The organism is Kitasatospora sp. CMC57 (genome assembly GCF_045866025.2).
Lineage (GTDB): Bacteria > Actinomycetota > Actinomycetes > Streptomycetales > Streptomycetaceae > Kitasatospora.
On record NZ_AP035881.2, the window covers coordinates 877,686 to 902,490 of the forward strand.

Consider the following 24,805-nt stretch of genomic DNA (forward strand, 5'->3'; position numbering starts at 1 on the left):
CGGCAGCGGATCAGGCCTCTACGGCCTTCTTCAGCTGCTCGACCCGGTCGGTGCGCTCCCAGGTGAAGTCCTCGTCCTCGCGGCCGAAGTGGCCGTACGCGGCGGTCTTCGCGTAGATCGGCCGCAGCAGGTCCAGGTCGCGGATGATCGCGGCCGGACGCAGGTCGAAGACCTCCGACACCGCGGCCTGGATCTTCAGCACCGGCACCGTCTCGGTCCCGAAGGTCTCCACGAACAGACCCACCGGCTCGGCCTTGCCGATCGCGTACGCGACCTGCACCTCGGCCCGCGACGCCAGACCGGCGGCGACGATGTTCTTAGCCACCCAGCGCATCGCGTACGCGGCGGAGCGGTCGACCTTGGACGGGTCCTTGCCGGAGAACGCGCCGCCACCGTGGCGGGCCATGCCACCGTAGGTGTCGATGATGATCTTGCGGCCGGTCAGACCGGCGTCGCCCATCGGGCCGCCGATCTCGAAGCGGCCGGTCGGGTTGACCAGCAGGCGGTAGCCGTCGGTCTCCAGGTCGATGCCCTGCTCGGCGAGCGCCTTGAGCTCCGGCTCCACGACGAACTCGCGGATGTCCGGGGTCAGCAGCGACTCCAGGTCGATGTCGCTCGCGTGCTGCGAGGAGACGACCACCGTGTCCAGCCGGACCGCCTTGTCACCGTCGTACTCGATGGTGACCTGGGTCTTGCCGTCGGGGCGCAGGTACGGGATCTGGCCGTTCTTGCGGACCTCGGAGAGGCGCTTCGACAGCCGGTGCGCCAGCGTGATCGGCAGCGGCATCAGCTCGGGGGTCTCGTTGCTGGCGTAGCCGAACATCAGGCCCTGGTCGCCGGCACCCTGCTTGTCCAGGTCGTCGTCGTCACCCTCGACCCGCGCCTCGTACGCGGTGTCGACACCCTGCGCGATGTCCGGGGACTGCGCGCCGATGGACACCGACACGCCGCACGAGGCGCCGTCGAAGCCCTTCTTCGAAGAGTCGTAGCCGATCTCCAGGATCTTGTCCCGGACCAGCTGCGCGATCGGCGCGTAGGCCTTGGTGGTGACCTCACCGGCGATGTGCACCAGGCCGGTGGTGATCAACGTCTCCACGGCGACCCGTGACTTGGGGTCGGCGGCGAGGAGCGCGTCCAGAATGGTGTCGCTGATCTGGTCAGCGATCTTGTCGGGGTGTCCCTCGGTGACGGACTCCGAGGTGAACAGGCGGCGAGACACAGCGCTCCCTGGGGTTGCAGCGGCTGCTGACTGAATGTCCGGTTGGTCCGGACATCCGGAAAGACTCTGGTTCCTGGAGTGTAACGGTCGGCAATCGACGCGCGGCAATCCCCTCAGAAAGTGAGATGGATCAGACTGCCCCGCCGAGCCGGGCCACCACCGCGTCCCAGACCACGTCGGCCAGTGATTCCTTGGGCCCGTCGGCGATCTCGGCCTCCGTGCCGTCCGCGCCGAGCAGAACCGCCGCGTTGGTATCCCGCCCGAACGCCTTACCCCCGCCCACTTCGTTGACGACCAGCAGATCGCAGCCCTTCCGGGCCAGCTTGGCCCGGCCGTTCGCCAGCACGTCGTCGGTCTCGGCGGCGAATCCGACCACCAGCTGGCCCGGACGGGCCCGGTGCGCGGAGAGCTCGGCCAGGATGTCGGGGTTGCGGACCAGCGCGACCGGCGCGGGGTCCTCCCCGTCCTTCTTCTTGATCTTCCCGGTGGCGTACTCGGCGGGCCGGAAGTCGGCCACCGCCGCCGCCATCACCACCGCGTCGGCGTCGGCCACCGCCTTCAGCGCAGCCTCGCGCAGCTCCAGCGCGGTGGAGACGTGCACCACGTCCACCCCGGCGGGGTCGGGCAGCGTCGCGTTGGCGGAGAGCAGGGTGACCCTGGCGCCCCGGGCGGCGGCCGTGACGGCCAGCGCGTAGCCCTGCTTCCCGGAGGACAGATTGCCCAGGTAGCGGACCGGGTCGAGCGGCTCCCGGGTGCCACCGGCCGAGACCACCACGTGACGGCCGGTCAGGTCGGCGGTCAGCTCGCCCCGGGCCAGCACCCGGCGGCAGGACTCGAAGATCGCGGCCGGCTCGGGCAGCCGGCCCTTGCCGGTGTCGACACCGGTCAGCCGGCCGACGGCGGGTTCCAGCACGATCACGCCCCGGCGGCGCAGCGTCGCGACGTTCTCCTGGGTGGCGGGGTGCTCCCACATCTCGGTGTGCATGGCGGGCGCCAGCACCACCGGACAGCGCGCGGTCAGCAGGGTGTTGGTGAGCAGGTCGTCGGCCAGCCCGTGGGCGGCCTTCGCCATCAGGTCGGCGGTGGCCGGGGCGACCACCACCAGGTCCGCCTGCTGGCCGATCCGCACGTGCGGGACCTCGTGCACCCGCTCCCAGGTCTCGGTGGCCGCCGGACGTCCGGACAGCGCCGCCCAGGTGGCCTCGCCGACGAAGTGCAGCGCGGCGGCGGTCGGCACCACGGTGACCTGGTGCCCCGACTCGGTGAACCGGCGGAGCAGCTCGCAAGCCTTGTACGCGGCGATGCCGCCGCTCACGCCGAGGACGACCTTGGGCGGGCTGGCATTCATCGCGGGCTCTCTCTGCCGAGGGGCGGGTAGGGCCCAACCCTACGGCGCATCAGATCGGCACCGCACCATGGCCCTCGACACACGGAAGGGCCCGCCGGAGCGAACTCCGGCGGGCCCTTCCACTGAGCGACGTGGCTCAGGCGGCGTCGATGGCCTCCGCGGTGAGCATGCCCGCGTTGATCTCGCGCAGCGCGATCGACAGCGGCTTCTCGTGCACGTGGGTGTCGACCAGCGGGCCGACGTACTCGAGCAGGCCCTCACCGAGCTGCGAGTAGTACGCGTTGATCTGACGGGCGCGCTTGGCGGCGTAGATCACCAGGCTGTACTTCGAGTCCGTGGCCTCGAGCAGCTCGTCGATCGGCGGGTTGATGATGCCCTCGGGCGCGGTCATGGAAGAGGACACGCGAAAACCTTCCGAAAGAATGAGAAAGACAGAATGCTGATCGGATCGAAACAGGATCCGGTCAGGCTACACCGAGCAAGGCTAGCAGCTCGGCTGCTACCTGCTCGACCGACCTGTTGACAAGGGTCGTGTCGAACTCGCTCTCGGCGGCCAGCTCCACCTTGGCGGCCTCCAGCCGACGGTCGATCACGTCCTGCGGCTCGGTGCCCCGGCCGGTGAGCCGGCGGACCAGCTCGTCCCAGCTCGGCGGGCCGAGGAAGACCAGACGTGCCTCAGGCATCGACTCGCGGACCTGCCTGGCCCCCTGGAGGTCGATCTCCAGCAGCACCGGGACGCCCTGCTCCAACCGCTCCAGCACCGCCGCACGCGGGGTGCCGTACCGGTTCCCGGCGAAGACGGCCCACTCCAGCAGCTCGCCGTTGGCGATCAGCTTCTCGAACTCGTCGTTGTCGACGAAGTAGTAGTGGACCCCGTTCTTCTCGCCGGGCCTCGGGTGCCGGGTGGTCACCGACACCGAGAGCCAGAGCTCGGGGTGCTGCTTCCTCAGATGAGCGACGACCGTGCTCTTGCCGACCCCCGAAGGGCCGGAGAGCACGGTCAGCCGCGGACGTTCACTCATGCACCGATTATCCCGGATCGCGGACGGTCCGGGCACCACCGGGGCGCGACCCGGTACCGGCGCAGGAGGCGGTCAGGAGGCGGCGCTGCCGAACTCCCGCTCCAGGGAAGCGATCTGGTTCGTCCCGAGGCCGCGGACCCGACGGCTCTCGGAGATGCCCAGACGCTCCATGATCTGCTTGGCGCGGACCTTGCCGACGCCCGGCATGCTCTCCAGGAGAGCCGAGACCTTCATCTTGCCGATGACCTCGTCGTCGGCCTTGCCGGCCTTGATCACGTCGTGCAGCGAAGCGCCGGCGTGCTTCAGCTTGTTCTTCACATCGGCGCGCTTCCGACGGGCTTCGGCAGCCTTGGCGAGCGCAGCGGTGCGCTGTTCAGGGGTAAGGGGCGGAAGAGCCACGCCGTTCACCTCAGGGTGTGGAAGGAAGGGATGAGCTATGACTGGGTGGTACCTGAAGTACACCGCCGCAGGGTGAACCCAAGGGCTCTGACCTGCGAGAGCGACGATTTTTCGACGCCCCTCGGTGACCTCCCGCCGGACACTACCCAACTTGAGGCCGCACGTCAGGAGAAGAACACGAAAAGTCCTGGTCAGCCGAGGTCGACCAGGACTTTTCCGGGCAAATCGACCGGCCTGACGGCCCGTTCGGGCAGCCGGTGTGACGCTCCTCACGTGGGCGGGTTACTTCACCGCGGCCGCGATCTCCTCGACGAAGCGCGCCGAGGCCGCCCGCAGGGCCGCCACCGAGGGGCCGTGCTTGAGGACATCGCGGCTCACGCTGGGCACCACGTTGCGTACCGAGTCGCCGAACACCCTGGGCAGGTCGGCCGCGGTGGCCCCTTGGGCACCGACGCCCGGCGCCAGCAGCGGCCCGTTGATCGCGAGGTCCGCCCCCGCCTCCGCGAGCGTCGCCCCGACCACCGCGCCGAACGAGCCGAGCGGCTCGGCACCCTTGTTCTCCGCCGCCAGCCGGTTCAGCACGCCCTGCGCCACGCTCACACCGTCGGCGCCGACCGCGCGCTGCACCTCGTGGCCCTCGGGGTTGGAGGTGAGCGCCAGCGCGAACAGGCCGCAGCCGTTCGCCCTGGCCAGGTCGACGGCCGGCTGCAGCGAACCGAAGCCCAGGTAGGGACTGACCGTCAGGGCGTCCGAGAACAGCGCGCGGTCCGGGGAGAGGAAGGTCTCCGCGTACGCCGCCATGGTGGAGCCGATGTCGCCGCGCTTGGCGTCCATCAGCACCAGCGCCCCGGCCTCCCTGGCCTCGGCGACCGAGCGCTCCAGCACCGCGATACCCCGGGAGCCGAACCGCTCGAAGAACGCGGCCTGCGGCTTGAGCACCGCCACCTCGCCGGCCAGCGCCTCCACCACCGTGCGGCTGAACGTCTCCAGCCCGGCGATGTCGTCGTTCAGGCCCCAGGCCGTGAGCAGCGAGGCGTGCGGGTCGATGCCGACGCAGAGCCGGCCGCGGGTCTCCAGGGCGGTGTGCAGACGGGCACCGAAGGGAGCGAGGGTCATGGACGGCCTTTCAGCTGGTGGCAGAGCGGTGGGCGTACCCCACCGCGTCGGTGAAACGGGTGAAATCACGGGCCGCCAGCTCGGCGCGCAGCTCGTCGAGGATGCGCAGCGGGGCGGCCGGGTCGTTGAACAGGGCGGTGCCGACGGCGACTCCCGAGGCACCGGCGAGGGCGAACTCCAGCGCGTCCAGGCCGGTGCGCAGGCCGCCCATCGCGAGGATCGGGACCTTCGGGATGCGTCCGGCCAGCATCTCGGCGTGCACCTGGTACACGCAGCGGACCGCGATCGGGCGGACCGCCGGCCCTGACAGGCCCCCGGTGGTCCCGGCCAGCGCCGGTCGCATGGTGACCGGGTCGATCGCCAGGCCGAGGGTGGTGTTGATCATCGAGAGTCCGTCCGCCCCGGCCTGGACGCAGGCGGCGGCGATCTCGGTGATCGAGGTGACGTCGGGCGAGAGCTTGGCGTAGACCGGCAGCTCGGCATCGGCCACCCGGCGCACCGCCCGCACCACGTCGTAGGAGGTGGCCGGGTTGCAGGCGAAGACCAGGCCCCGGTCGGCGACGTTCGGGCGAGAGATGTTGGCCTCCAGGCCGATCACCCCGGGCTGCCCGTTGAGCTGCTCGGCGACCTCGGCGAACTCCTCCAGCCGTTCCCCCGCGATCGACACCAGCACCCGGGCGCCGCGCTCGGCCAGCCAGGGCAGCTCGTGCTTGACGAAGTGCGCGATCCCGGCGCCCTGGAGGCCGATCGAGTTGAGCATCCCGGACGGCGTCTCGGCCATCCGGGGCGTGGCCCGTCCCGACCGGGCGTACGGCATGATCGTCTTGGTGGTGACCGAGCCCAGCTCGTCCAGCGGGACGAACTTGGCCAGCTCCCGCCCGTACCCGGCGCAGCCGGAGGCGGTGGTGAGCGGGTTGGGCAGCGTGCGGCCGCCGAACGGGACGCTGAGGTCGACCTGCTGAGCCCCCATCAGCCCCGCACCCCCATCGCGGCGGCGCCCTCCAGGTCGGCGGGGACGGTACCGAGGTCCGCCCAGCGCACCTTGGCCCCGTCGAAGACCGGACCGTCCGTGCACGAGCGTACGAACCGGCTCACCCCGTCCTCACCGACCACCGGCAGGACGCAGGTCATGCAGATGCCCACGCCGCAGGCCATCGACTCCTCCACGGCGGTCCAGCAGCGGGTGCCCAGCTCCTCGGCGACGGCGGTCACCGCGCGCAGCATCGGCATCGGGCCGCAGGCGTGCACCACGGTGGCGTCGATCGCCTTGATGGCCTGCGCCAGGACGTCGGTGGCCAGCCCCGTCAGCCCGGCCGAACCGTCCTCGGTGACCACCAGCACGTCCTGGGTGAGCGCCCTGGCCGCCTCCACCCCGAACAGCCGCGGCTCGGTGGCCGCACCGAGGATGAAGCCGACCTGGCCACCGCGCCGCTTGATCTCCTCGGCGAGCGGGAGGAGCGGTGCGCTGCCGTAGCCGCCGGCCACCAGCAGCGCGCTGACCGGACCGTCGGGCAGCGGGAACGGAGTCCCCAGCGGGGCGATCAGGTTCAGCCGGTCGCCGACCCGACTGCGCACCAACTCCCTTGTGCCGGTGCCGCGTTCGGCGATCACCAACTCGATCGTGCCCGCCTCGACATCGGCGCGGTGGATCGAGAAGGCACGCCGCAACAGCATCGAGGAGGCACCACCGCCGACAGCCAGCGTGGCGAAGTGTCCGGGCCTGACCCGACGGGCTGCCTCGGGCGCCCGGAGCACCAACCGCCGGTATGCCCCGGCCGGGGCGGACTCGACCACCTCGGCCTCGGTCTGAACTGGATGGGCCATCACAACTCACCTTTCCGGCAGACTCGCGCCGCACTCTGCCAAACCGGACGCCCCCCTGTCACTTCTGCCCGTACACCCGCCCGACCCGTCGGCACCACCCGTCGGGGAAGCGCTACCCCTTCGCGCTGCCCACGGCCTCCGTGATCGACGTGAAGCCGCTCGCCCTCAGCCGCGCCGACAGCCCCTTGTGCACCCGCCGCATCCAGAACGGCCCCTCGTACACGAACGCGCTGTACCCCTGCACCAGGTCCGCACCGTGCGTGATCCGCTCCCAGGCGTCGTCCGCCGTCTCGATGCCACCCACCGCGACCAGCACCAGCTGCCCGGCGGTCCGCTCCCGCAGCCGCTGCAGCACCTCCAGCGACCGCGCCTTGAGCGGTGCCCCGGAGAGGCCGCCCATGCCGATCTCCTCGATCCGCGCGGCGGACTCCCGCAGCCCGTCCCGCCCGATCGTGGTGTTGGTGGCGATGATGCCGTCCAGGCCGATCTGCACCGCCATGTCGGCGATCGCGTCGATGTCCTCGTCGGCCAGGTCGGGGGCGATCTTCACCAGCAGCGGCACGTGGTGCGCCACCGAGCGGTCGGCCGCCTGCCGGACGTCCACCAGCAGCGGGCCCAGCGTGGAGACGGTCTGCAGGTTGCGCAGCCCGGGGGTGTTCGGCGAGGAGACGTTGACCACCAGGTAGTCCGCGTACTCGGCGAGCCGCTCGGTGCTCTTCACGTAGTCGGCGGTCGCGTCGACCTCCTCGACCACCTTGGTCTTGCCGATGTTGACGCCGATCACCGGGGTCGAGCTGGTGTGCGGGCGCGCCTTGAGCCGGGCGGCCACCCGGGCCGAGCCCTGGTTGTTGAAGCCCATCCGGTTGATCAGCGCCCGGTCCTCGACCAGGCGGAACAGCCGGGGCGCCGGGTTGCCGGCCTGCGGCTCGCCGGTGACGGTGCCGATCTCGACGAAGTCGAAGCCGAGCATCGACAGGCCGTCGATCCCGATCCCGTCCTTGTCGAAGCCCGCGCCGAGGCCGAACGGGCCCGGCAGGTCGAGCCCGAGCGCGGTGGTGCGCAGCGCCGGGTCCCTGGGGGCCAGCACCGCCTTCACCAGCTGCCGCAGACCGGGCACCGAGGCGGCCAGCCGGATCCAGAAGAAGGCGAGGTGGTGGGCCTTCTCCGGGTCCATCTTCTTGAAGACCAGGTCGAACAGGAGCTTGTACAAGGCTGAGCCTTCCTCAACTGGCATGGAAGTGGGGGGCACCGGCCCGCGGTGCCCCCCACCAGAGTCCTGCTACTTACGGCCGGCGTTGATCAGCGCCGCGTGCTCCTGGAGCGACATCACCCCGATGTCACCGCGCACCAGCGCCGCGCTGCCCTGGACGGCCGCGCCCATCGCCTGAACGGTCGTCAGGCACGGCACGCCGCGCGACACCGCCGCCGTACGGATCTCGTAGCCGTCGAGCCGGCCGCCGGTGCCGTACGGGGTGTTGATGATCAGGTCGACCTCGCCGTCGTGGATCAGCTGCACGATGGTCCGCTCGCCGTCCGGGCCCGGGCCCTCGCTGTGCTTGCGCACCACGGTGGACGGGATGCCGCCGCGCTGCAGCACCTCGGCGGTGCCGGAGGTGGCGAGCACCTCGAAGCCCATCTCGACCAGCGCCCTGGCCGGGAAGACCAGGTTGCGCTTGTCGCGGTTGGCGACCGAGACGAAGACCTTGCCGGAGGTCGGCAGCGCGCCGTACGCGCCGGCCTGCGCCTTGGCGTACGCGGTGCCGAACACCTTGTCGATGCCCATCACCTCGCCGGTGGAGCGCATCTCCGGGCCGAGCACGGTGTCCACGCCGCGGCCGTGGATGTCGCGGAAGCGGCTCCACGGCATCACGGCCTCCTTGACCGAGATCGGGCAGTCGGCCGGCAGCGTGCCGCCGTCGCCCTCGGCCGGGAGCAGGCCCTCCTTGCGCAGCTCGGCGATGGTGGCACCGAGCGAGATCCGGGCCGCCGCCTTGGCCAGCGGCACCGCCGTGGCCTTGGAGGTGAACGGCACGGTGCGCGAGGCGCGCGGGTTGGCCTCCAGCACGTACAGGATGTCCCCGGCCAGCGCGAACTGGATGTTGATCAGGCCCCGGACGCCCACGCCCTTGGCGATCGCCTCGGTGGAGACCCGCAGCCGCTTGATGTCGTAGCCGCCGAGCGTGATCGGGGGCAGCGCGCAGGCCGAGTCGCCGGAGTGGATGCCGGCCTCCTCGATGTGCTCCATCACGCCACCGAGGTAGAGCTCCTCGCCGTCGTAGAGCGCGTCCACGTCGATCTCGACCGCGTCGTCCAGGAAGCGGTCGATCAGCACCGGGTGCTCGGAGATCAGACCGGCGTGCCGCTCCAGGTAGGAGGCGAGGGACGGCTCGTCGTAGACAATCTCCATGCCCCGGCCACCGAGCACGTACGAGGGGCGGGCGAGGACCGGGTAGCCGATCTCGTCCGCGATCGCCTTGGCGTCCTCGAAGGAGAAGGCGGTGCCGTGCTTGGGCGCGGGCAGGCCCGCGTCGCGCAGCACCCGGCCGAACGCGCCGCGCTCCTCGGCCAGGTCGATCGCCTCGGGCTGGGTGCCGACGATCGGCACGCCGTTGTCCTTGAGCGCCTGGGCCAAGCCGAGCGGGGTCTGGCCGCCGAGCTGGACGATGACACCGGCCAGCGGTCCCGCCTGCTGCTCGGCGTGCACGATCTCCAGCACGTCCTCCAGGGTGAGCGGCTCGAAGTAGAGCCGGTCGGAGGTGTCGTAGTCGGTGGAGACGGTCTCAGGGTTGCAGTTGACCATCACGGTCTCGTACCCGGCCTCGCTGAGCGCGAAGGAGGCGTGCACGCAGGAGTAGTCGAACTCGATGCCCTGGCCGATCCGGTTCGGGCCGGAGCCCAGGATCACCACGGCGGGCTTGGTGCGCGGGGCGACCTCGCTCTCCTCGTCGTAGGACGAGTAGAAGTACGGGGTCTTGGCGGCGAACTCGGCGGCGCAGGTGTCCACCGTCTTGAAGACCGGCCGGATGCCCAGCGCGTGCCGCACCTCGCGGACCACGTCGGCCTTCAGACCGCGGATCTCACCGATCTGCTGGTCGGAGAAGCCGTGCCGCTTGGCGTGCCGCAGCAGCTCCGGGTCGAGGCGCTCGGCCTCGGCCAGCTCGACCGCGATCTCGTCGATCAGGAACAGCTGGTCGACGAACCACGGGTCGATCTTGGTGGCGTCGAACACCTCCTGCTGGGTGGCCCCGGCCCGGATCGCGTCCATCACGGTGTTGATCCGGCCGTCGGTCGGGACCTGGGCCTTGGTCAGCAGCTCGTCCTTGTCGCCGAGCTCGCCGATCCAGGAGAACTGCGAGCCCTTCTTCTCCAGCGAGCGCAGCGCCTTGTTCAGCGCCTCCGGGAAGTTGCGGCCCATGGCCATCGCCTCGCCGACCGACTTCATGGTGGTCGTGAGGGTGGCGTCCGCCGAGGGGAACTTCTCGAACGCGAACCGGGGCACCTTGACCACGACGTAGTCGAGCGACGGCTCGAACGAGGCCGGGGTCTTCTCGGTGATGTCGTTCGGGATCTCGTCCAGCGTGTAGCCGACCGCCAGCTTGGCCGCGATCTTGGCGATCGGGAAGCCGGTGGCCTTGGAGGCCAGCGCGGAGGAACGGGAGACCCGGGGGTTCATCTCGATCACGATGATCCGGCCGTCGGCCGGGTTGATCGCGAACTGGATGTTGCAGCCGCCGGTGTCGACGCCGACCTCGCGGATGATCGCGATGCCGATGTCACGCAGCGTCTGGTACTCACGGTCCGTCAGGGTCATCGCCGGGGCGACGGTGATCGAGTCACCGGTGTGCACGCCCATCGGGTCGAAGTTCTCGATCGAGCAGACCACCACGACGTTGTCGTTCTTGTCGCGCATCAGCTCGAGCTCGTACTCCTTCCAGCCGAGGATGGACTCCTCCAGGAGCACCTCGGTGGTCGGCGAGAGGGTCAGGCCCTGGCCGGCGATCCGGCGCAGCTCCCCCTCGTCGTGGGCGAAGCCGGAGCCGGCGCCGCCCATGGTGAAGGAGGGACGGACCACGACCGGGTAACCACCCAGCGTCTCCACGCCGTTGATGACGTCGTCCATCGAGTGGCAGATCACCGAACGGGCCGACTCGCCGTGCCCGATCTTGGCGTTGACCGCCTCGACCACGCCCTTGAACAGCTGGCGGTCCTCGCCCTTGTGGATCGCCTCGACGTTGGCGCCGATCAGCTCGACGCCGTACTTGGCGAGCACGCCGTTCTCGTGCAGCGAGATCGCGGTGTTCAGCGCGGTCTGCCCGCCGAGGGTCGGCAGGAGCACGTCGGGGCGCTCCTTGGCGATGATCTTCTCGACGAACTCCGGGGTGATCGGCTCGACGTAGGTGGCGTCGGCGATCTCCGGGTCGGTCATGATCGTGGCCGGGTTGGAGTTCACCAGCACGACCCGCAGGCCCTCGGCCCGCAGCACGCGGCAGGCCTGGGTGCCGGAGTAGTCGAACTCGGCGGCCTGGCCGATGACGATCGGGCCGGAGCCGATCACCAGGACGGACTTGATGTCAGTGCGCTTCGGCACGGTCAGCTCCCTGCGGTGGTGCGGGCCGGGGCGCCGGCCATCAGGTCGACAAAACGGTCGAAGAGGTAGGCGGCGTCGTGCGGGCCCGCCGCTGCTTCGGGGTGGTACTGGACCGAGAACGCGGGGGTGTCCAGGCACTGCAGGCCCTCGACCACGTCGTCGTTCAGGCAGACGTGGGAGACCTCGGCGCGGCCGAACGGGGTGTCACTCACCCGGTCCAGCGGCGCCTCCACGGCGAAGCCGTGGTTGTGCGCGGTGACCTCGACCTTGCCCGTGGTGCGGTCCTGCACCGGCTGGTTGATGCCGCGGTGGCCGTACTTGAGCTTGTAGGTGCCGAAGCCCAGCGCACGGCCGAGGATCTGGTTGCCGAAGCAGATTCCGAAGAACGGCGTCTTCTTCGCCAGTACCTCGCGGGCCACCGAGACCTGGTGCTCGGCGGTCGCCGGGTCACCGGGGCCGTTGGAGAAGAACACCCCGTCGGGCTGCACCGCGTACAGCTCCTCGACCGTGGAGTTGGCCGGGAAGACGTGCACCTCGATGCCGCGCTCGGCCATCCGGTGCGGGGTCATGCCCTTGATGCCGAGGTCCAGCGCAGCGACGGTGAACTTCTTCTCGCCGATCGCCGGGACGACGTAGACCTCGTCGGTGGCGACCTCGGCGCACAGGTCGGCGCCCTTCATCTCCGGCGCCTGGTTGACTCGGGCCAGCAGCTCGGCCTCCTCGGCCAGCGCGGGGCCGGAGAAGATGCCGACCCGCATCGCCCCGCGCTCGCGCAGGTGCCGGGTGAGCGCCCGGGTGTCGATGCCGCTGATGCCCACGACGCCCTGGTTGGTCAGCTCCTCGTCCAGCGAGCGCAGCGAGCGCCAGTTGGACGGGATCCGGGAGGGGTCACGGACCACGTAACCGGCCACCCAGATCTGCTCCGACTCGTCGTCCTCGTCGTTCCAACCGGTGTTGCCGATCTGGGGCGCCGTCATGACGACCACCTGACGGTGGTACGACGGGTCGGTCAGGGTCTCCTGGTAGCCGGACATGCCGGTGTTGAAGACCGCCTCGCCGAAGGTCTCGCCGACCGCGCCGTACGCCTGCCCGCGGAAGGTGCGGCCGTCCTCAAGGACGAGCACGGCGGGCACTCGCTCCCGCCTGTGGCGCTTGGTGGTGGGGGCAGGTGCGGTCATGAGATGGCCTCTTCCGTCTTCTTCGTCTTCGTCGTACGTCGTGTCAGCAGAGCCTCGACCGCCTCGACCCAGGCGGTGTGCTGCTCCGCGCGGTCGGCCCGGAAGCCGGAGTCCAGTGCGGTGCCCCCGAGGTCCCAGGTGATGACCAGCAGTCCGCCGGGGACCACCTTGCCCGCGATCCCGGAGTCGGTCCTGACCGCCGTCAGGCTCCCGGCCGGGACCCAGAAGTCCACGTCACCGGGGCGACGGACCAACAGGCCCTGCTCGGTGAGGGTCAGTTCGGCCAGGCTGCGGGTCCCGAGGCCGTGCGCGACGACCCGGTCCAGCCAGTTCCCGGCGGTGGTGGAGCCGTGGTAGCGGCCGGTGCCCTCCAGCAACGGGGTGCCCGGGTCCGCGGGCAGCTCCGGCAGCGGCGGCAGGTCGGACTGCAGGGTGCGGCGCCAGTTCCAGCCCTGCCGCATCAGCCAGTAGACGAGCCCGACCAGGATCGCCAGCCCGACCATCCAGCCCAGGTAGCCGGACCAGTCGGTGATCCGCGCCTTCTCCTGCGCGATCACAGCGCCACCCCCGGCTCGGCGAGCTCGCCCGCCAGGACGGTGGCCTCGCCGCGCAGGAAGGTGGCGTGCACCCTCCCGGGCAGTTCGAGGCCCTTGAAGGGGGTGTTCCGGCTACGGGTGGCGAAGCTGTCGGCAGTCACGGTCCCACGGTACGCGGGATCGAAGAGCACCAGGTTGGCAGGCTCGCCGACCGAGACGGGACGCCCCTGGCCGGTCAGCCGGCCGATCCGAGCCGGGCGGTGCGACATCCGGTCCGCGACGCCCTCCCAGTTCAGCAGGCCGGTCTCGACCATGGTCTGCTGCACCACCGAGAGCGCGGTCTCCAGACCGACCATGCCCATCGCCGCGACCGCCCAGGCGCAGTCCTTGTCCGCGTCCGGGTGCGGTGCGTGGTCGGTGGCCACCGCGTCGATGGTGCCGTCGGCCAGCGCCGCGCGCAGCGCCATGACGTCCTGCTCGGTGCGCAGCGGCGGGTTGACCTTGAAGACGGCGTCCTCGGTGCGCACCAGCTCGTCGGTGAGCAGCAGGTGGTGCGGCGTCACCTCGGCGGTGACGTCCCAGCCCTGCGCCTTGGCCCAGCGGACGATCTCCACCGAGCCCTTGGTGGACAGGTGGCAGACGTGCAGCCGGGCCCCGAGGTGCGAGGCGAGCAGCACGTCGCGGGCGATGATCGCCTCCTCCGCGACGGCGGGCCAGCCCGGCAGGCCGAGCTCGGCGGAGACGGTGCCCTCGTTCATCTGGGCACCCTCGGTCAGCCGGGGCTCCTGCGCGTGCTGGGCCACCACGCCGTCGACGGTCTTCACGTACTCCAGCGCGGCGCGCATCAGCGCGGCGTCGTCCACGCACTTGCCGTCGTCCGAGAAGACCTTCACGGCGGCGGCCGAGCGGTGCATGCCGTCCAGGTCGGCCAGCTGCTTGCCCTCCAGGCCGACCGTGACGGCGCCGACCGGGTGCACGTCGCAGTAGCCGGAGTCGAGGCCGAGCTGCCTGACCTGCTCGACCACGGCGGGCGTGTCGGCGGTCGGCGTGGTGTTGGCCATCGCGTGCACGGCGGTGTAGCCGCCCTTGGCGGCGGCCTGAGTGCCCGTCAGGACGGTCTCGGCGTCCTCCTTGCCGGGCTGGCGCAGGTGGGTGTGCAGGTCCACCAGGCCGGGCAGCACGATCAGGCCGCGGGCGTCGATGTCGATGTCGGCCTCGACGGTCAGGCCGGTGCCGATCCCGGCGATGACGCCGTGGGCGAGGAACAGGTCCTGCGGGGCGCCGCCGAGGATCTGGGCGTTACGGATCAGGTAGCTGGTCACAGCTGTACTCCGGGGAGGTTCGGTACGTGGGTGCCGGGCATCGCGGACGGACGCGTCGAGCTGGGTGCGCCGACGGCCGCTACTCCCCGGGGCGGGAGGCGAGGGCCTGCGAGGACCGGGCCGCGTAGTCGCGGTCCCCGACCAGGACGGCGTCGCGGCCGTCGACGTCGGAGAGCTGCACCTGGACCGCCTCGCGCAGCGAGGTCGGCAGGTTCTTGCCCACGTAGTCGGCCCGGATCGGCAGCTCGCGGTGGCCGCGGTCGACCAGTACGGCCAGCTGCACGGCGCGCGGGCGGCCGATGTCGCTGAGCGCGTCGAGCGCGGCCCGGATGGTGCGGCCGGAGAACAGCACGTCGTCGACCAGGACCACCAGCTTGCCCTCGATCCCGCCGGGCGGGATCTCGGTGTGCTCGGCCGCGCGGGCCGGCTTCAGCTGGAGGTCGTCCCGGTACATCGTGATGTCCAGGGTGCCGAGGGGTATGTCGCGGCCGGTGATCTGCGCCAGCTTGGCGTGCAGCCGACGGGCGAGGTGGACACCCCGGGTGTGGATGCCGAGCAGCACGACGTCCTCCGCGCCCTTGGCGCGCTCGACGATCTCGTGTGCGATCCGGGTGATCACCCGGGCCACGTCGGTGGCGTCCAGCACCTGGTGCGGTGGACGCGCGGTATCGATGCGTGTGGTCATGCCGAAGCCGACCTCCTTCCCCGCCTCACTGGACGGGCTTTAAAGGATGTCTGTGGACGGGCCCCGGTCGCGCCGGAAGCCATCGCCATCCTAACAGCGCGATCACCGCCGCCCGCCGCCCCGACCTGCGGGTGTCGTTCGCACGACTGCCCCATTCGGCTTGACGCAACTACCTCACTCTACGTAACCTCACAGTGAGTTACGAGACGGCCGCCGAACCCATCGGTAACGCGACCGGAAACCGCAGCTGAACCACTCGCTGTTCGTGACCCACACTCAACGCGATACGCGAAGCAATCTCGTCCGGGGAGACCAATGTCCAGCGACTACGCGAAGCAGCTCGGGGCCAAGCTCCGGGCGATCCGCACTCAGCAGGGGCTCTCCCTGCACGGCGTCGAGGAGAAGTCCCAGGGGCGCTGGAAGGCCGTGGTGGTCGGCTCGTACGAGCGTGGGGACCGCGCGGTCACGGTGCAGCGCCTCGCCGAGCTGGCCGAGTTCTACGGTGTTCCGGTGCAGGAGCTGCTGCCCGGCGGTACGCCCGGCGGTGCGGCCGAGCCGCCGCCGCGCCTGGTGCTCGACCTGGAGAGACTGACCCAGGTCCCGTCCGAGAAGGCCGGTCCGCTCCAGCGCTACGCCGCCACCATCCAGAGCCAGCGCGGGGACTACAACGGCAAGGTGCTGTCGATCCGTCAGGACGATCTGCGCACGCTCGCCGTGATCTACGACCAGTCCCCCTCGATCCTCACCGAGCAGCTCATCAGCTGGGGTGTGCTGAACCCGGACGCGCGCCGCGCGGTGCGGGACGAGGACGCTGGCTGACCTGACGCCAGGTGCAGAAACGTCACGGCGGGACGGGGCTTCGTGCACCCGTCCCGCAGTCGGCCGTTCCCCATCAGCAGATCGAGCCGAGGCTGAACCCGGGCTCCGCCCGGACCCCCTCCAGCTGCGCCGTGGCGGGCCGGTACCCGGCCCCGCCGCTCTGCCAGGCCCACGACACCTGCCGGTACTCGCCGCACGTGCCCGCCGAGCCCTGCGTCCCGTGCAGCAGCGCCGCGCCCGGCAGCTCGCGGTAGAGGCCGGCGCAGAGCACCGCGACCACCAGGTCGAGGTCCTCGTCGTTGATCCGCACCACGCCGTCCTCCCAGTGCAGGATGCTGGCCTCGGCGGTCAGCCTGCCGCCCGGCCCCTCCACCGCACAGCGGAACTGGTACGTCCCCGCCCCGGCCCCCACCAACATCCGGCGGAACAGCTCCGCCGCCGACTGGTACGCCCGCCGCACCGCCGGATCGGTCTCCTCGTCCGGTTCGAAGAGTCCGCCGTCCACCAGCAGGTCCGCGTGCCGCAGCGTCAGACCGCTCTCCCTGGCCCGGACCAGACGCGGGATGAAGTCACCGGTCAGCTCCTCCCCCTGGTACGGCAGCAGTTGGGTCCGCAGCGGCGGATTGACCAGGTACCGGTCCCGGGAGCCCTGCTCCGCCGGGTCGAGCCCGTGCAGCAGGCAGAAGTCCGCGAAGTCCTCCGGGTGGAACATCCGCGCCTGGACCAGCCCGAAGGTCCGCCGCGCCTCGTCCAGCAGCACGGCGGTGTCCAGCAGGTAGCTGTCGTAGTCCGCCGCCTCCGCCAACTGCCACTCCCGCGCCCGCTCGAAGTCGGCCCGACTGGTCAGGATCCCCGTCACGAACGCCTGCCCCTCCTGCCGGGCCGCACGACCGGCGGCGGTGCAGCGGGAGGACCGGGGGTTACGACCGTTGCGGCTCATCGGGGGCTCCTGGAGGTGGAGGGGTGCTTGCCCCTCTTCCTCCCCGCCCACCGCGATCGCACACGCACCAGGTGTCACAGGACTGTAACTGAACGTGAGCACACCGGGCGCCCGCCGAGCATGCCTACCTGGGCGCCCGCGCCAGCTGCCGCGACTGGGCCACCAGGCGGCCGGACGCGTCCCAGATCTCGGCGTCCTCCTCGAAGTACCCGCCGGCCAGGTTGCGGGTGGAGTGCCTGACCCGGAGCCAGCCCGGAACCGGCCGGGCCCGCAGGTGGACCGTCAGTTCGATGGTCGGCGCCCACCCCGGCATGCCGAGGTCGAAGGTCACCGGCGGCAGCGCGTCGGCGACCAGCAGCAGCATCAGCGGATCCGGCTCCCGCCCGTCCGCCAGCTTGAACCAGCCCTGGATCCGCCCCTCCCCGGACGGCGCCCCGAGCGCCCACCCCACCGTCGCCGGGTCCAGCCGCAGGTCGAACCGCTCCAGCAGTGCGGCCTGCTCGATCAGCTGCTTCGGCGCGTGCTCGACGCCGATGCACTGCTCCGGCGGCGGCATCTCGAACGGCACGGCACTGGTCCGCACCTCCCCCTCCTGCCCCGCGAGGTCCCCGTACGTGGCGAGCACCCGCAGCCGCTCCTCGCCGTTCTGGATCAGCGAGGCGGTGCCGGTGGAGAGCGAGCGGCCGCGCCGGACGGTCTCGGTGGTCACGGTGACCGGGCCGGGGGTCGAGGCGGAGAGGTAGTAACCGCTGATCGAGACCGGGTCGGGGTGCTCGGGGTGCTCCATCGACAGGGCGTGCCCGGCCACCGCGAGCAGCAGCCCACCGTTGACACCGCCGCCGATCTGCCAGCCCTCGCCGAGCTCGCCCCGGTAGCTGCCGGGCCCGGCCTGGCCGAGGGCGATGCCCTGGTCGAACTCGCTGCGTGTCGCGGTGGTCATGGGTGGAGCCGCCCTCTCGCCAAAAAGAGTTACCCGTCAGTAGCCAAACATACGTCAGCCCACCCGCCCGGCGGAACACGAAAATGCCGCCGCCCCCGGGCGGGGCGGCGGCATCTCCGACGGGGCGTCAGTCGCGACGGATCGTCGGCTTGAGCTCCAGGAAGCGGGCGAGCAGACCGTTCACGAAGGCCGGGGAGTCGTCCGTGGAGTACTCCTTGGCGATCTCGACGGCCTCGTCCAGGACGACCGCGTCAGGGACGCCGTCCTCCCAGATCAGCTCGTAGGTGCCGAGGCGCAGGACGTTGCGGTCCGCGATCGGCATCCGGTCCAGGGTCCAGCCCACCGCGTAGGTGGAGATCAGGTCGTCGATCTTCCTGGCGTGCTGGACGTATCCCTCGATCAACTGCATGGTGTACTCGCCCACCTGCGGGATGCCCTCGTCCGGCTTGGGGTCGCGCGAACGCGCGATCCAGTCGGCGAGCACCCGCTGCGGGTCGACACCACGGTGGTCGGCCTCGAAGAGGATCTGGAAGGCCCGGGTACGGGCCTTGGTGCGCGCAGCTGACACTTTTACTTGACCCGACCCAGGTAGCTGCCGTCGCGGGTGTCGACCTTGATCTTCTCGCCGGTGACGATGAAGAGCGGCACGGCGATCTCGGCGCCGGTCTCCAGGGTGGCCGGCTTGGAGCCACCGGTGGAGCGGTCGCCCTGCACGCCGGGCTCGGTGTGCGAGATGACCAGCTCGACGGAGGCCGGGAGCTCGATGTAGATGGCCGAGCCCTCGTACATCGCGACCAAGGCCTCGAAGCCCTCGAGCAGGTACTTGGCGGCGTCGCCGACGACGGCCGGGTCGACCATGATCTGGTCGTAGGTGTCCGTGTCCATGAACACGAACTGCTCGCCGTCCTTGTAGGAGAACTGCATCCCACGCTTGTCGACGTTGGCGGTCTCCACCTTGGTGCCGGCGTTGAAGGTCTTGTCGACGACCTTGCCGGTCAGGACCTCCTTGAGCTTCGTGCGCACGAAGGCCGGACCCTTACCGGGCTTGACGTGCTGGAACTCGACGACGGACCACAGCTTGCCCCCGTCCAGCTTGAGGACCATGCCGTTCTTGAGATCGTTCGTGGAAGCCACGGGCGCACTAACTCCTGGATATAGCTGTCAAGGAACCAAGGGATTGCGCGGACCGCAGCCACCGGGGCGGCTACAGCGCGAGGAGCTCCTTGGTGGTGATGGTGAGCAGCTCGGGCCCGCCCTCTTCGAGGGGGCGCACCACGAGCGTGTCCTCGATCCGGACGCCGCCCTTCCCCGGGATGTGCACCCCAGGGCCGACGGTGACCGGCACGCGATTGTCCAGTTTACCCATGTCCGCGGGCCCGAGACGCGGCGCCTCCCGGATCTCCAGTCCGATGCCGTGACCGAGTGGGTGCGCAGAGCTCTGCGAGTGCCCCCCGGACTGGAGGACCGCGCGGGCCGCCTGGTCCGGCGCGTGCTGCGGGACGCCGGGTCCGAGCGCCTCCCGGGCGGCCCGCTGGGCCCGGAACACCAGCCGGTGCAGCTCGACCTGCCAGGGGGCCGGAGCCGCTCCGATCACGAAGGTCCGCGCGGTGGAGACGCCGTAACCCCGGTACTGCGCACCGAGCACCACGGTCAGGAAGTCACCCTCCTCCACCCGGCGGTCGGTCGGCAGGTGGGACTCCTGGCCGGAGTGGCTGCCGGTGCCGACCGAGACCGGGAAGGCGGCCTTGTCGGCGCCGTGGTCGATCATGCGGCGCTCCAGCTCCATCGCTAGGTGCCGCTCGGTGCGGCCGACCAGGATCGACTCCAACAGCTCGCCGAGCGCCTGGTCGGCGATCTCGGCGGCGATCCGCAGGTCGGCGATCTCGTGCTCGTCCTTGACCACGCGCAGCTGTTCGACGGCCCGGGCCAGGTCGACCAGGTTGACGCCCTCGGCCAGCCCCGCGACGCCCCGGTGCCGGCTGACCGTCAGGTCGTGCTCCTCCACCGCGAGGTCCCGCACCCGCAGCCGGCCCGCGGTCTCGGCGGCGGCCAGCGCGGTGTCCGTCCCGCCGGACACCGGCAGGCGCGCCACCTCCGGGTCGTCCGGCAGCAGGTGCTCGCCGCTGTCGTCCGGCGGCAGGTCGTCGGGCAGCGCCAGCACCGCACGCTCCCGGGTGAGCAACAGGGTCGCCCCGCAGGGAGCACAGCCGGTGAGGTATCGGACGTTCGCGGCGCGGGTGATCAGCGCCGCGTCGGCCCCCGAGGCACTGCAGAGTTCCCTCAGCCGCTCACGCCGTGCCGCGTATGCCTCAACCATGTCCCGAGCGTAAGAACCCCCGGGGCAACCCGCCTCCCGAGCGCACCCGATCGGTCCGGGAGTCGGCCGGCGATGCCGCGCGGAGCGGCGTCGGCACCGTGTCGGGGCGGGCGTCAGGGGCCGGCACCCCCACCGCGCCGGGTCAGCGGGCGGGCGGAGGTACCGAGACCACCAGCGTGAAGCGCAGCGGTTCGGTGCCGTCGTTGCGGTAGCCGTGTGGGTAGGCCGCTTCGTAGGAGGCGGTGGAACCGGCCGGCACCAGGTGTTCGTGGCCGTCCAGGACCAGCGTCAGCTGCCCCTCGTCCACCCTGGCCAGCTCGGCGGTGCCCGGCGGGTGGGCGTCGGAGCTGTGGGCGTCGCCGGGCAGCATCTCCCACTGCCAGAGCTCCAGCGGGCCCGGCGCCTCGGTGCCGTTCAGCAGCACGCCCCGGCCGCCGGTCGGGCTGGACCAGAGCGGCACCGCCTGCTCGGCGGGCACGATCTTCACCACCGAGGTGTCGTCGTAGTCGAGCAGGCGGGCGATGCTGACGCCCAGCGCATCGGCCAGCCGGACCACGATGCCGACGCTGGGGTTCGTCCTGACCTGCTCGATCTGCACGATCATGCCCCGGCTGACGCCGGAGCGGGCGGCCAGTGCGTCGAGGGTGTGTCCCCGCTCGGTGCGCAGGCGCTTGAGGTTGCGGGCGAGGGCCTGGGAGATGACGTCGGGGTCCGGCACGGCGCAATCCTAGCCAGTCGAAGATAATGGTTCGTTCAGTTCACTGTGATGAACTACGCTTCCTCGGGTCCACTCCACTGAACCGCGAGGTGCACCATGCTGTTCCGGAATCCGACCTCATGACGGCCGTCCTGGCGCTCGCCGCCAGCCTGCTCTGGGGCCTGGCGGACTTCGGCGGCGGTTCACTGACCCGGCGGCTGCCCGCCCTCACCGTGGTGGCGGCCTCCCAGCTGACCGCCGCCGTGGTGCTGGTGGTCACCGTTTTCGCCACCGGCGGCCTGGCCGACGCCTCCTCCGCGCTCTGGTACGCCGTCGCGGCGGGCGTGGTCGGGCCGTTCGCCATGCTCGCCTTCTACCGGGCGCTGGCCCTCGGGCCGATGGGGGTGGTCTCCCCTCTGGCCACCGTCGGGGTCGTCGTACCGGTCGGGGTCGGTCTGCTGCTCGGCGACCGGCCCGGGCCGGTCCAGTTCGCCGGCATCGCCGTGGCCGTGCTCGGCGTGGCGCTGGCGGGCGGCCCGCAGCGCGGCGGCCAGGCCGTCGCCGGGCGGACGGTCGCGCTGACCGTCGGCGCGGCCTTCGGCTTCGGCGCCGTGATGGCGCTGATCGCGCAGGCCTCCGCCGACGGCGGCTTGCTGCTCACCCTCGCCGTCCAGCGGGTCTGCAACACCGTGGTCGGCGGCGCCGCCCTGGTCCTGATGTACCGCCGACTACCGCCCGGCCGTCCCGCCGCGGACCTGGCCGTGACCAGGCGTCAGCTGCTGCCGCTCACCGCCGTCGGCCTGGCCGACGTGGCCGCCAACGGCGCGTACGCCGCCGCCGCGCACAGCGGCCCGGCGGCCGTCGCCGCCGTGCTCGCCTCGCTCTACCCGGTGGTCACCGCCCTGATGGCGCGCGGGGTGCTCAAGGAGCGGCTGCTGCGGGTCCAGGTGGTCGGCGCGGGCCTCGCCCTGGCCGGGACGCTGCTGTTGGCGGCAGGCTGACCAGCCGGGGGTCCCTATAGTTGCGGGATGGCACGCACCGTACGCACCGTATCCAAGACCACCTCGTTCGACCTGACCGCCGCCGAGCGCTCCGCGCTGGAGGGGCTGGCGCAGCGGCCCACCGCGATGGGGATGCGGGCCAAGATCGTGCTCGCCTCCGCCGGACAGGGCAAGGCGGCGAAGCCGGTACCGGTGGACACCGTGCTCGCCGAGCTGAACGCCTCCCGGGAGTCCGTGAACAAGTGGCGCAAGCGGTTCCTGACCGAGCGCCTCGCCGGGCTCTCCGAGGAGCTCAGGGCCGGCGGCCCGCGGACGGTGACGGACGAGCAGATCGCCAAGGTGGTCGGCGAGACGCTCGGCCGCAAGCCCCGGCTCGGCACCCAGTGGTCGGCCCGTGAGCTGGCCGAGCGGGCGGGCGTCTCGCAGCAGACCGTCACCAAGGTCTGGCGCGCCTTCGACCTGGCCCCGCAGCGCACCGAGGCCGTCACGCTGGCCACCGACCCGCTCGCCATGGACCGCGCCCATGACGTGGTCGGCCTCTACCTCGCCCCGCCGGAGCGGGCCCTGGTGGTCTGCGTGGACGAGAACCGGCACAGCGCCACCGGGTACGCGGGCAACCCCGACCGGGGCCTGGCCGAGCTCCTCGAACTGACCGACGGTCAGGTGGTCGGCTCCCTGCACCGGCGGCACCGGGCGGTGGAGTTCCGCAAGTTCCTGGACGGGCTGGAGGCCACCGTGCCGGCCGGCCTCCAGGTCCACCTGATCTGCGACAGCTACGCCACCCACAAGGCGCCGACGGTCAAGAACTGGCTGCTCGCCCACCCGCGCTTCCAGCTGCACTTCACCGGCACCGGCCCGGCCTGGACCGAGCTGGCGGCCCGCTGGCTCGCCGCGCTGCGCAGCACCGACACGGCGCTGGCGCAGCAGGTCCGGGACTGGACCGGCACGCTCGGTGCGGCGGAAGCGGCCGAGGAGGCGGAGTCCTTCGCCTGGACCAAGGACACCGCGGCGATCCAGCAGGCCCTGGGCGGCTGAGCCCGTCCTCCGGCGGGTCGGCGCCCATCACACCGGCCAGCCGTCCCGCGTGGTGATGGTCCGCGCGTACGGGCCGCCGGGCCCGGTGCTGCGGAAGGTCTCGACCGAGTCGGCGGTGCGGACCGTGCTGTCGCCGCTGTGCCGGTGGGCGGTCGGGGCGTAGGTGTGGTCGACGGTGCTGCGCAGGCCCCCGGTGGTCTCGGTGCGGTGGTGGCCGAGCACCATCGCGGTGCGCTGGTCGGTGTTGCCCGCCGCGTCGGCCGTGTAGCGGTAGTCGACGTCCAGCGGCGCGCTCTCCCGTACGGTGCTGACGAGCTGCGGACCGCCGCCCCGCCGGGTGCTGGTCCAGCTCTGGTCGGTGAGGTTGTGCAGCGTCAGGGCGTTGCCCGCGTCGCGGAGTTGCTGGGCCGAGCGGAAGGTGCGGTCGGTCCTGGACTCGGTGGTGACCCGGCCGTGCGAGGTCTGCACCCAGCCCTCGGCCAGGTCGTGGCGGGCTGCGGTGACCGTCCAGTCGCCGCTGCCGCCGAGGTCGGTGAGGTCGGTGCGCACGGCGGCCTCGGGCGCGACCTGGTGCCGGGTCAGGGCGCCGGAGGTTCTGGCACTGCCGTGGTCGACGCCGGCGAACAGGTTCAGCTGGCCGGTCCAGGAGTCGTTGCTCTGCCGCTCGGCCGCGTTGACGGTGAGTGAGACGGCGTGCGGGCGGCCGTCCAGCAGCAGGCCGACGTACGGGGTCAGGTCCACCTGGTACGCGGGCAGGTCGAAGGCGAAGATGCCGGGGGTGGGCCGCCAGAGCAACGGGTCCCAGCCGCCGGTGTAGATCACCGGGTAGGGCCAGACCGCCCCCGCGACCCGGCCGTCCACGGCGATCCGCAGCTCCCGGAACGGGCCCTGGCCGCAGTAGCCCCGGCCGGGGTTGGCCTGGACGAACTCCTCGGGCGCGGAGGCGTACGCGAACTCCTCGCAGGCGCCCCCGCCCCGCGCGTACACCTCGGCGGTCAGGCTCTCCAGGTTCTGCGGGAAGGTGAAGTCCCGGGTGCTGCCCGGGTGCGCCTGGTCCAGCGTGAAGCCGCCGCCGGTGAGCACCCGGTCGGCGGTGCGGGCGGCGGGCCAGCGAGGCGAGGTGGTGTAGAAGGTGAACGTGGCCGAGATCACGAAGACGCCGGTGTAGGTGGCGTCGGTGACGTTGGGCAGGTCGAACTCGAAGGGCTGAGCGCCCGTCAGCAGCGGTGCGTACCGGGTCACATCGCGCTCGACCTTCCACTCGATGCCGTCCTGGGAGGGCTCGGGCGTGGAGGACATCAGCACCTCGACGCCGCCCACCCGGACGGTGAACAGCCGGTCGAACTGCCGCCCGGCGACGCTGCCGTGCAGGTCCAGGACCACCTTGGACCAGGGCCCCGCACAGTCGGCGGGCGGGGTGAGCGAACCGGCGTAGGGCGTGTCGGCCGGGTTGCCGTAGCCGTTCCTGAAGGCCCGTTCGTGCATCACCTCGACGCTGCAGGACCGGGTGTCCGGTCTGGTCAGCGGTTGTGCGGCGGAGACCGGGTCGTGGTAGTCGGAGCCGAAGTCGGCCTGCGCGGGGGCGCCTCCGGCCAGGACGGCCGCGAGGGCCAGTACGGCCGCGCCGAGGGCGCGGGCCGCTCGACGCAGGACGGGACGAGCGGACAACGCGACCTCCAGGGTCCGACAGGGGTACCCGTATCTTTCCGATGGTGACCAGAACCTGTCAATGTAGCACCGATAGTTGGGAATCGATCGATCGGGTACTGAGTTGTTGCGAGGTGACGGCCCGTCACCCGGATTCGGTCACCTGTACCGC

At 71.4% G+C, this 24,805-nt stretch carries 24 protein-coding genes; 3 read left to right on the plus strand and 21 right to left on the minus strand.

Annotation, left to right across the window (positions count from 1 at the left end; all coding sequences use genetic code 11):
• Nucleotides 1–10: 10 nt before the first annotated feature.
• The 14 genes from metK to pyrR form a co-directional block, all read right to left on the minus strand.
• Complete coding sequence (gene metK, locus ACKUU6_RS04050; protein WP_407987043.1) at nucleotides 11–1,219, minus strand: methionine adenosyltransferase; 1,209 nt, start codon at nucleotides 1,217–1,219, stop codon at nucleotides 11–13.
• Between the two features lie 130 nt (nucleotides 1,220–1,349).
• Nucleotides 1,350–2,567, minus strand: coding sequence for a bifunctional phosphopantothenoylcysteine decarboxylase/phosphopantothenate--cysteine ligase CoaBC (coaBC, locus tag ACKUU6_RS04055; protein ID WP_407987044.1), 1,218 nt, complete (start codon nucleotides 2,565–2,567; stop codon nucleotides 1,350–1,352).
• A 136-nt stretch (nucleotides 2,568–2,703) separates the two neighbouring features.
• Nucleotides 2,704–2,970 (minus strand): DNA-directed RNA polymerase subunit omega, encoded by a 267-nt coding sequence (rpoZ, locus tag ACKUU6_RS04060; protein WP_057228106.1) that lies wholly within the window; start codon nucleotides 2,968–2,970, stop codon nucleotides 2,704–2,706.
• Between the two features lie 61 nt (nucleotides 2,971–3,031).
• Nucleotides 3,032–3,589, minus strand: a complete 558-nt coding sequence (gene gmk, locus ACKUU6_RS04065; RefSeq protein WP_407987045.1) for a guanylate kinase — start codon at nucleotides 3,587–3,589, stop codon at nucleotides 3,032–3,034.
• 72 nt (nucleotides 3,590–3,661) lie between these two features.
• A complete protein-coding gene (gene mihF, locus ACKUU6_RS04070) occupies nucleotides 3,662–3,988 on the minus strand; it encodes an integration host factor, actinobacterial type (RefSeq protein ID WP_407987046.1) in 327 nt (108 codons plus the stop codon).
• A gap of 282 nt (nucleotides 3,989–4,270) precedes the next feature.
• Nucleotides 4,271–5,104, minus strand: a complete 834-nt coding sequence (gene pyrF / locus ACKUU6_RS04075) for an orotidine-5'-phosphate decarboxylase (protein WP_407987047.1) — start codon at nucleotides 5,102–5,104, stop codon at nucleotides 4,271–4,273.
• A gap of 10 nt (nucleotides 5,105–5,114) precedes the next feature.
• Entirely contained in the window at nucleotides 5,115–6,074 is a 960-nt protein-coding gene (locus tag ACKUU6_RS04080; RefSeq protein ID WP_407987048.1) for a dihydroorotate dehydrogenase, read from the minus strand.
• Nucleotides 6,074–6,928 (minus strand): dihydroorotate dehydrogenase electron transfer subunit, encoded by an 855-nt coding sequence (locus tag ACKUU6_RS04085; protein ID WP_407987049.1) that lies wholly within the window; start codon nucleotides 6,926–6,928, stop codon nucleotides 6,074–6,076. The genes ACKUU6_RS04080 and ACKUU6_RS04085 overlap by 1 nt, the downstream gene beginning before the upstream one ends.
• A gap of 112 nt (nucleotides 6,929–7,040) precedes the next feature.
• Nucleotides 7,041–8,138 (minus strand): quinone-dependent dihydroorotate dehydrogenase, encoded by a 1,098-nt coding sequence (locus ACKUU6_RS04090; RefSeq protein WP_407987050.1) that lies wholly within the window; start codon nucleotides 8,136–8,138, stop codon nucleotides 7,041–7,043.
• Between the two features lie 69 nt (nucleotides 8,139–8,207).
• On the minus strand, nucleotides 8,208–11,516 hold the full coding sequence (gene carB / locus ACKUU6_RS04095; RefSeq protein ID WP_407987051.1) for a carbamoyl-phosphate synthase large subunit: 3,309 nt from the start codon (nucleotides 11,514–11,516) through the stop codon (nucleotides 8,208–8,210).
• 2 nt (nucleotides 11,517–11,518) lie between these two features.
• Complete coding sequence (gene carA / locus ACKUU6_RS04100; protein WP_407987052.1) at nucleotides 11,519–12,694, minus strand: glutamine-hydrolyzing carbamoyl-phosphate synthase small subunit; 1,176 nt, start codon at nucleotides 12,692–12,694, stop codon at nucleotides 11,519–11,521.
• The gene (locus ACKUU6_RS04105) at nucleotides 12,691–13,197 is read right to left on the minus strand and encodes a hypothetical protein (protein WP_407992033.1); all 507 of its coding nucleotides are present in this window, start codon (nucleotides 13,195–13,197) and stop codon (nucleotides 12,691–12,693) included. Before ACKUU6_RS04105 ends, carA begins: the two co-directional genes overlap by 4 nt.
• A 50-nt stretch (nucleotides 13,198–13,247) precedes the next feature.
• Nucleotides 13,248–14,552 (minus strand): dihydroorotase, encoded by a 1,305-nt coding sequence (locus ACKUU6_RS04110; RefSeq protein WP_407987053.1) that lies wholly within the window; start codon nucleotides 14,550–14,552, stop codon nucleotides 13,248–13,250.
• A 79-nt stretch (nucleotides 14,553–14,631) separates the two neighbouring features.
• On the minus strand, nucleotides 14,632–15,237 hold the full coding sequence (gene pyrR / locus ACKUU6_RS04115; RefSeq protein WP_407987054.1) for a bifunctional pyr operon transcriptional regulator/uracil phosphoribosyltransferase PyrR: 606 nt from the start codon (nucleotides 15,235–15,237) through the stop codon (nucleotides 14,632–14,634).
• A 315-nt stretch (nucleotides 15,238–15,552) separates the two neighbouring features.
• Here pyrR and ACKUU6_RS04120 point away from each other — a divergent pair, with 315 nt between their 5' ends.
• Nucleotides 15,553–16,056, plus strand: a complete 504-nt coding sequence (locus ACKUU6_RS04120; RefSeq protein ID WP_057228131.1) for a transcriptional regulator — start codon at nucleotides 15,553–15,555, stop codon at nucleotides 16,054–16,056.
• 73 nt (nucleotides 16,057–16,129) lie between these two features.
• Here ACKUU6_RS04120 and ACKUU6_RS04125 read toward each other — a convergent pair whose 3' ends face one another.
• From ACKUU6_RS04125 to ACKUU6_RS04150, 6 genes are all read right to left on the minus strand, one after another.
• The gene (locus tag ACKUU6_RS04125) at nucleotides 16,130–16,996 is read right to left on the minus strand and encodes a hypothetical protein (RefSeq protein ID WP_407987055.1); all 867 of its coding nucleotides are present in this window, start codon (nucleotides 16,994–16,996) and stop codon (nucleotides 16,130–16,132) included.
• Between the two features lie 124 nt (nucleotides 16,997–17,120).
• Nucleotides 17,121–17,936 (minus strand): thioesterase family protein, encoded by an 816-nt coding sequence (locus ACKUU6_RS04130; RefSeq protein ID WP_407987056.1) that lies wholly within the window; start codon nucleotides 17,934–17,936, stop codon nucleotides 17,121–17,123.
• A 127-nt stretch (nucleotides 17,937–18,063) separates the two neighbouring features.
• Entirely contained in the window at nucleotides 18,064–18,504 is a 441-nt protein-coding gene (nusB, locus tag ACKUU6_RS04135; protein WP_407987057.1) for a transcription antitermination factor NusB, read from the minus strand.
• Between the two features lie 2 nt (nucleotides 18,505–18,506).
• Nucleotides 18,507–19,070, minus strand: a complete 564-nt coding sequence (gene efp / locus ACKUU6_RS04140; RefSeq protein WP_407987058.1) for an elongation factor P — start codon at nucleotides 19,068–19,070, stop codon at nucleotides 18,507–18,509.
• A 70-nt stretch (nucleotides 19,071–19,140) separates the two neighbouring features.
• Nucleotides 19,141–20,253, minus strand: coding sequence for a M24 family metallopeptidase (locus tag ACKUU6_RS04145; RefSeq protein ID WP_407987059.1), 1,113 nt, complete (start codon nucleotides 20,251–20,253; stop codon nucleotides 19,141–19,143).
• 142 nt (nucleotides 20,254–20,395) lie between these two features.
• A complete protein-coding gene (locus ACKUU6_RS04150) occupies nucleotides 20,396–20,971 on the minus strand; it encodes a helix-turn-helix domain-containing protein (RefSeq protein WP_407987060.1) in 576 nt (191 codons plus the stop codon).
• A gap of 119 nt (nucleotides 20,972–21,090) precedes the next feature.
• Between ACKUU6_RS04150 and ACKUU6_RS04155 the strand changes: the two genes are divergently transcribed.
• Both ACKUU6_RS04155 and ACKUU6_RS04160 read left to right on the plus strand, forming a co-directional pair.
• Complete coding sequence (locus ACKUU6_RS04155; protein WP_407987061.1) at nucleotides 21,091–21,951, plus strand: EamA family transporter; 861 nt, start codon at nucleotides 21,091–21,093, stop codon at nucleotides 21,949–21,951.
• Between the two features lie 27 nt (nucleotides 21,952–21,978).
• Nucleotides 21,979–22,986: a helix-turn-helix domain-containing protein gene (locus tag ACKUU6_RS04160; protein WP_407987062.1), complete on the plus strand. Its 1,008-nt coding sequence runs from the start codon at nucleotides 21,979–21,981 to the stop codon at nucleotides 22,984–22,986.
• A gap of 27 nt (nucleotides 22,987–23,013) precedes the next feature.
• On the opposite strand, the gene ACKUU6_RS04165 is transcribed toward ACKUU6_RS04160, so the two are convergent.
• Nucleotides 23,014–24,654: a peptide-N4-asparagine amidase gene (locus ACKUU6_RS04165; RefSeq protein WP_407987063.1), complete on the minus strand. Its 1,641-nt coding sequence runs from the start codon at nucleotides 24,652–24,654 to the stop codon at nucleotides 23,014–23,016.
• Nucleotides 24,655–24,805 lie beyond the last annotated feature (151 nt).

Excerpts from the sequence above, each read along its gene's own strand:
- coaBC (WP_407987044.1), bottom strand. The coding sequence starts at position 2,567 with ATGAATGCCAGCCCGCCCAAGGTCGTCCTCGGCGTGAGCGGCGGCATC.
- gmk (WP_407987045.1), bottom strand. The coding sequence starts at position 3,589 with ATGAGTGAACGTCCGCGGCTGACCGTGCTCTCCGGCCCTTCGGGGGTC.
- pyrF (WP_407987047.1), bottom strand. The coding sequence starts at position 5,104 with ATGACCCTCGCTCCCTTCGGTGCCCGTCTGCACACCGCCCTGGAGACC.
- ACKUU6_RS04080 (WP_407987048.1), bottom strand. The coding sequence starts at position 6,074 with ATGGGGGCTCAGCAGGTCGACCTCAGCGTCCCGTTCGGCGGCCGCACG.
- ACKUU6_RS04085 (WP_407987049.1), bottom strand. The coding sequence starts at position 6,928 with ATGGCCCATCCAGTTCAGACCGAGGCCGAGGTGGTCGAGTCCGCCCCG.
- carA (WP_407987052.1), bottom strand. The coding sequence starts at position 12,694 with ATGACCGCACCTGCCCCCACCACCAAGCGCCACAGGCGGGAGCGAGTG.
- ACKUU6_RS04105 (WP_407992033.1), bottom strand. The coding sequence starts at position 13,197 with ATGGTCGGGCTGGCGATCCTGGTCGGGCTCGTCTACTGGCTGATGCGG.
- pyrR (WP_407987054.1), bottom strand. The coding sequence starts at position 15,237 with ATGACCACACGCATCGATACCGCGCGTCCACCGCACCAGGTGCTGGAC.
- ACKUU6_RS04120 (WP_057228131.1), top strand. The coding sequence starts at position 15,553 with ATGTCCAGCGACTACGCGAAGCAGCTCGGGGCCAAGCTCCGGGCGATC.
- ACKUU6_RS04125 (WP_407987055.1), bottom strand. The coding sequence starts at position 16,996 with ATGAGCCGCAACGGTCGTAACCCCCGGTCCTCCCGCTGCACCGCCGCC.
- ACKUU6_RS04130 (WP_407987056.1), bottom strand. The coding sequence starts at position 17,936 with ATGACCACCGCGACACGCAGCGAGTTCGACCAGGGCATCGCCCTCGGC.
- ACKUU6_RS04145 (WP_407987059.1), bottom strand. The coding sequence starts at position 20,253 with ATGGTTGAGGCATACGCGGCACGGCGTGAGCGGCTGAGGGAACTCTGC.
- ACKUU6_RS04155 (WP_407987061.1), top strand. The coding sequence starts at position 21,091 with ATGACGGCCGTCCTGGCGCTCGCCGCCAGCCTGCTCTGGGGCCTGGCG.
- ACKUU6_RS04160 (WP_407987062.1), top strand. The coding sequence starts at position 21,979 with ATGGCACGCACCGTACGCACCGTATCCAAGACCACCTCGTTCGACCTG.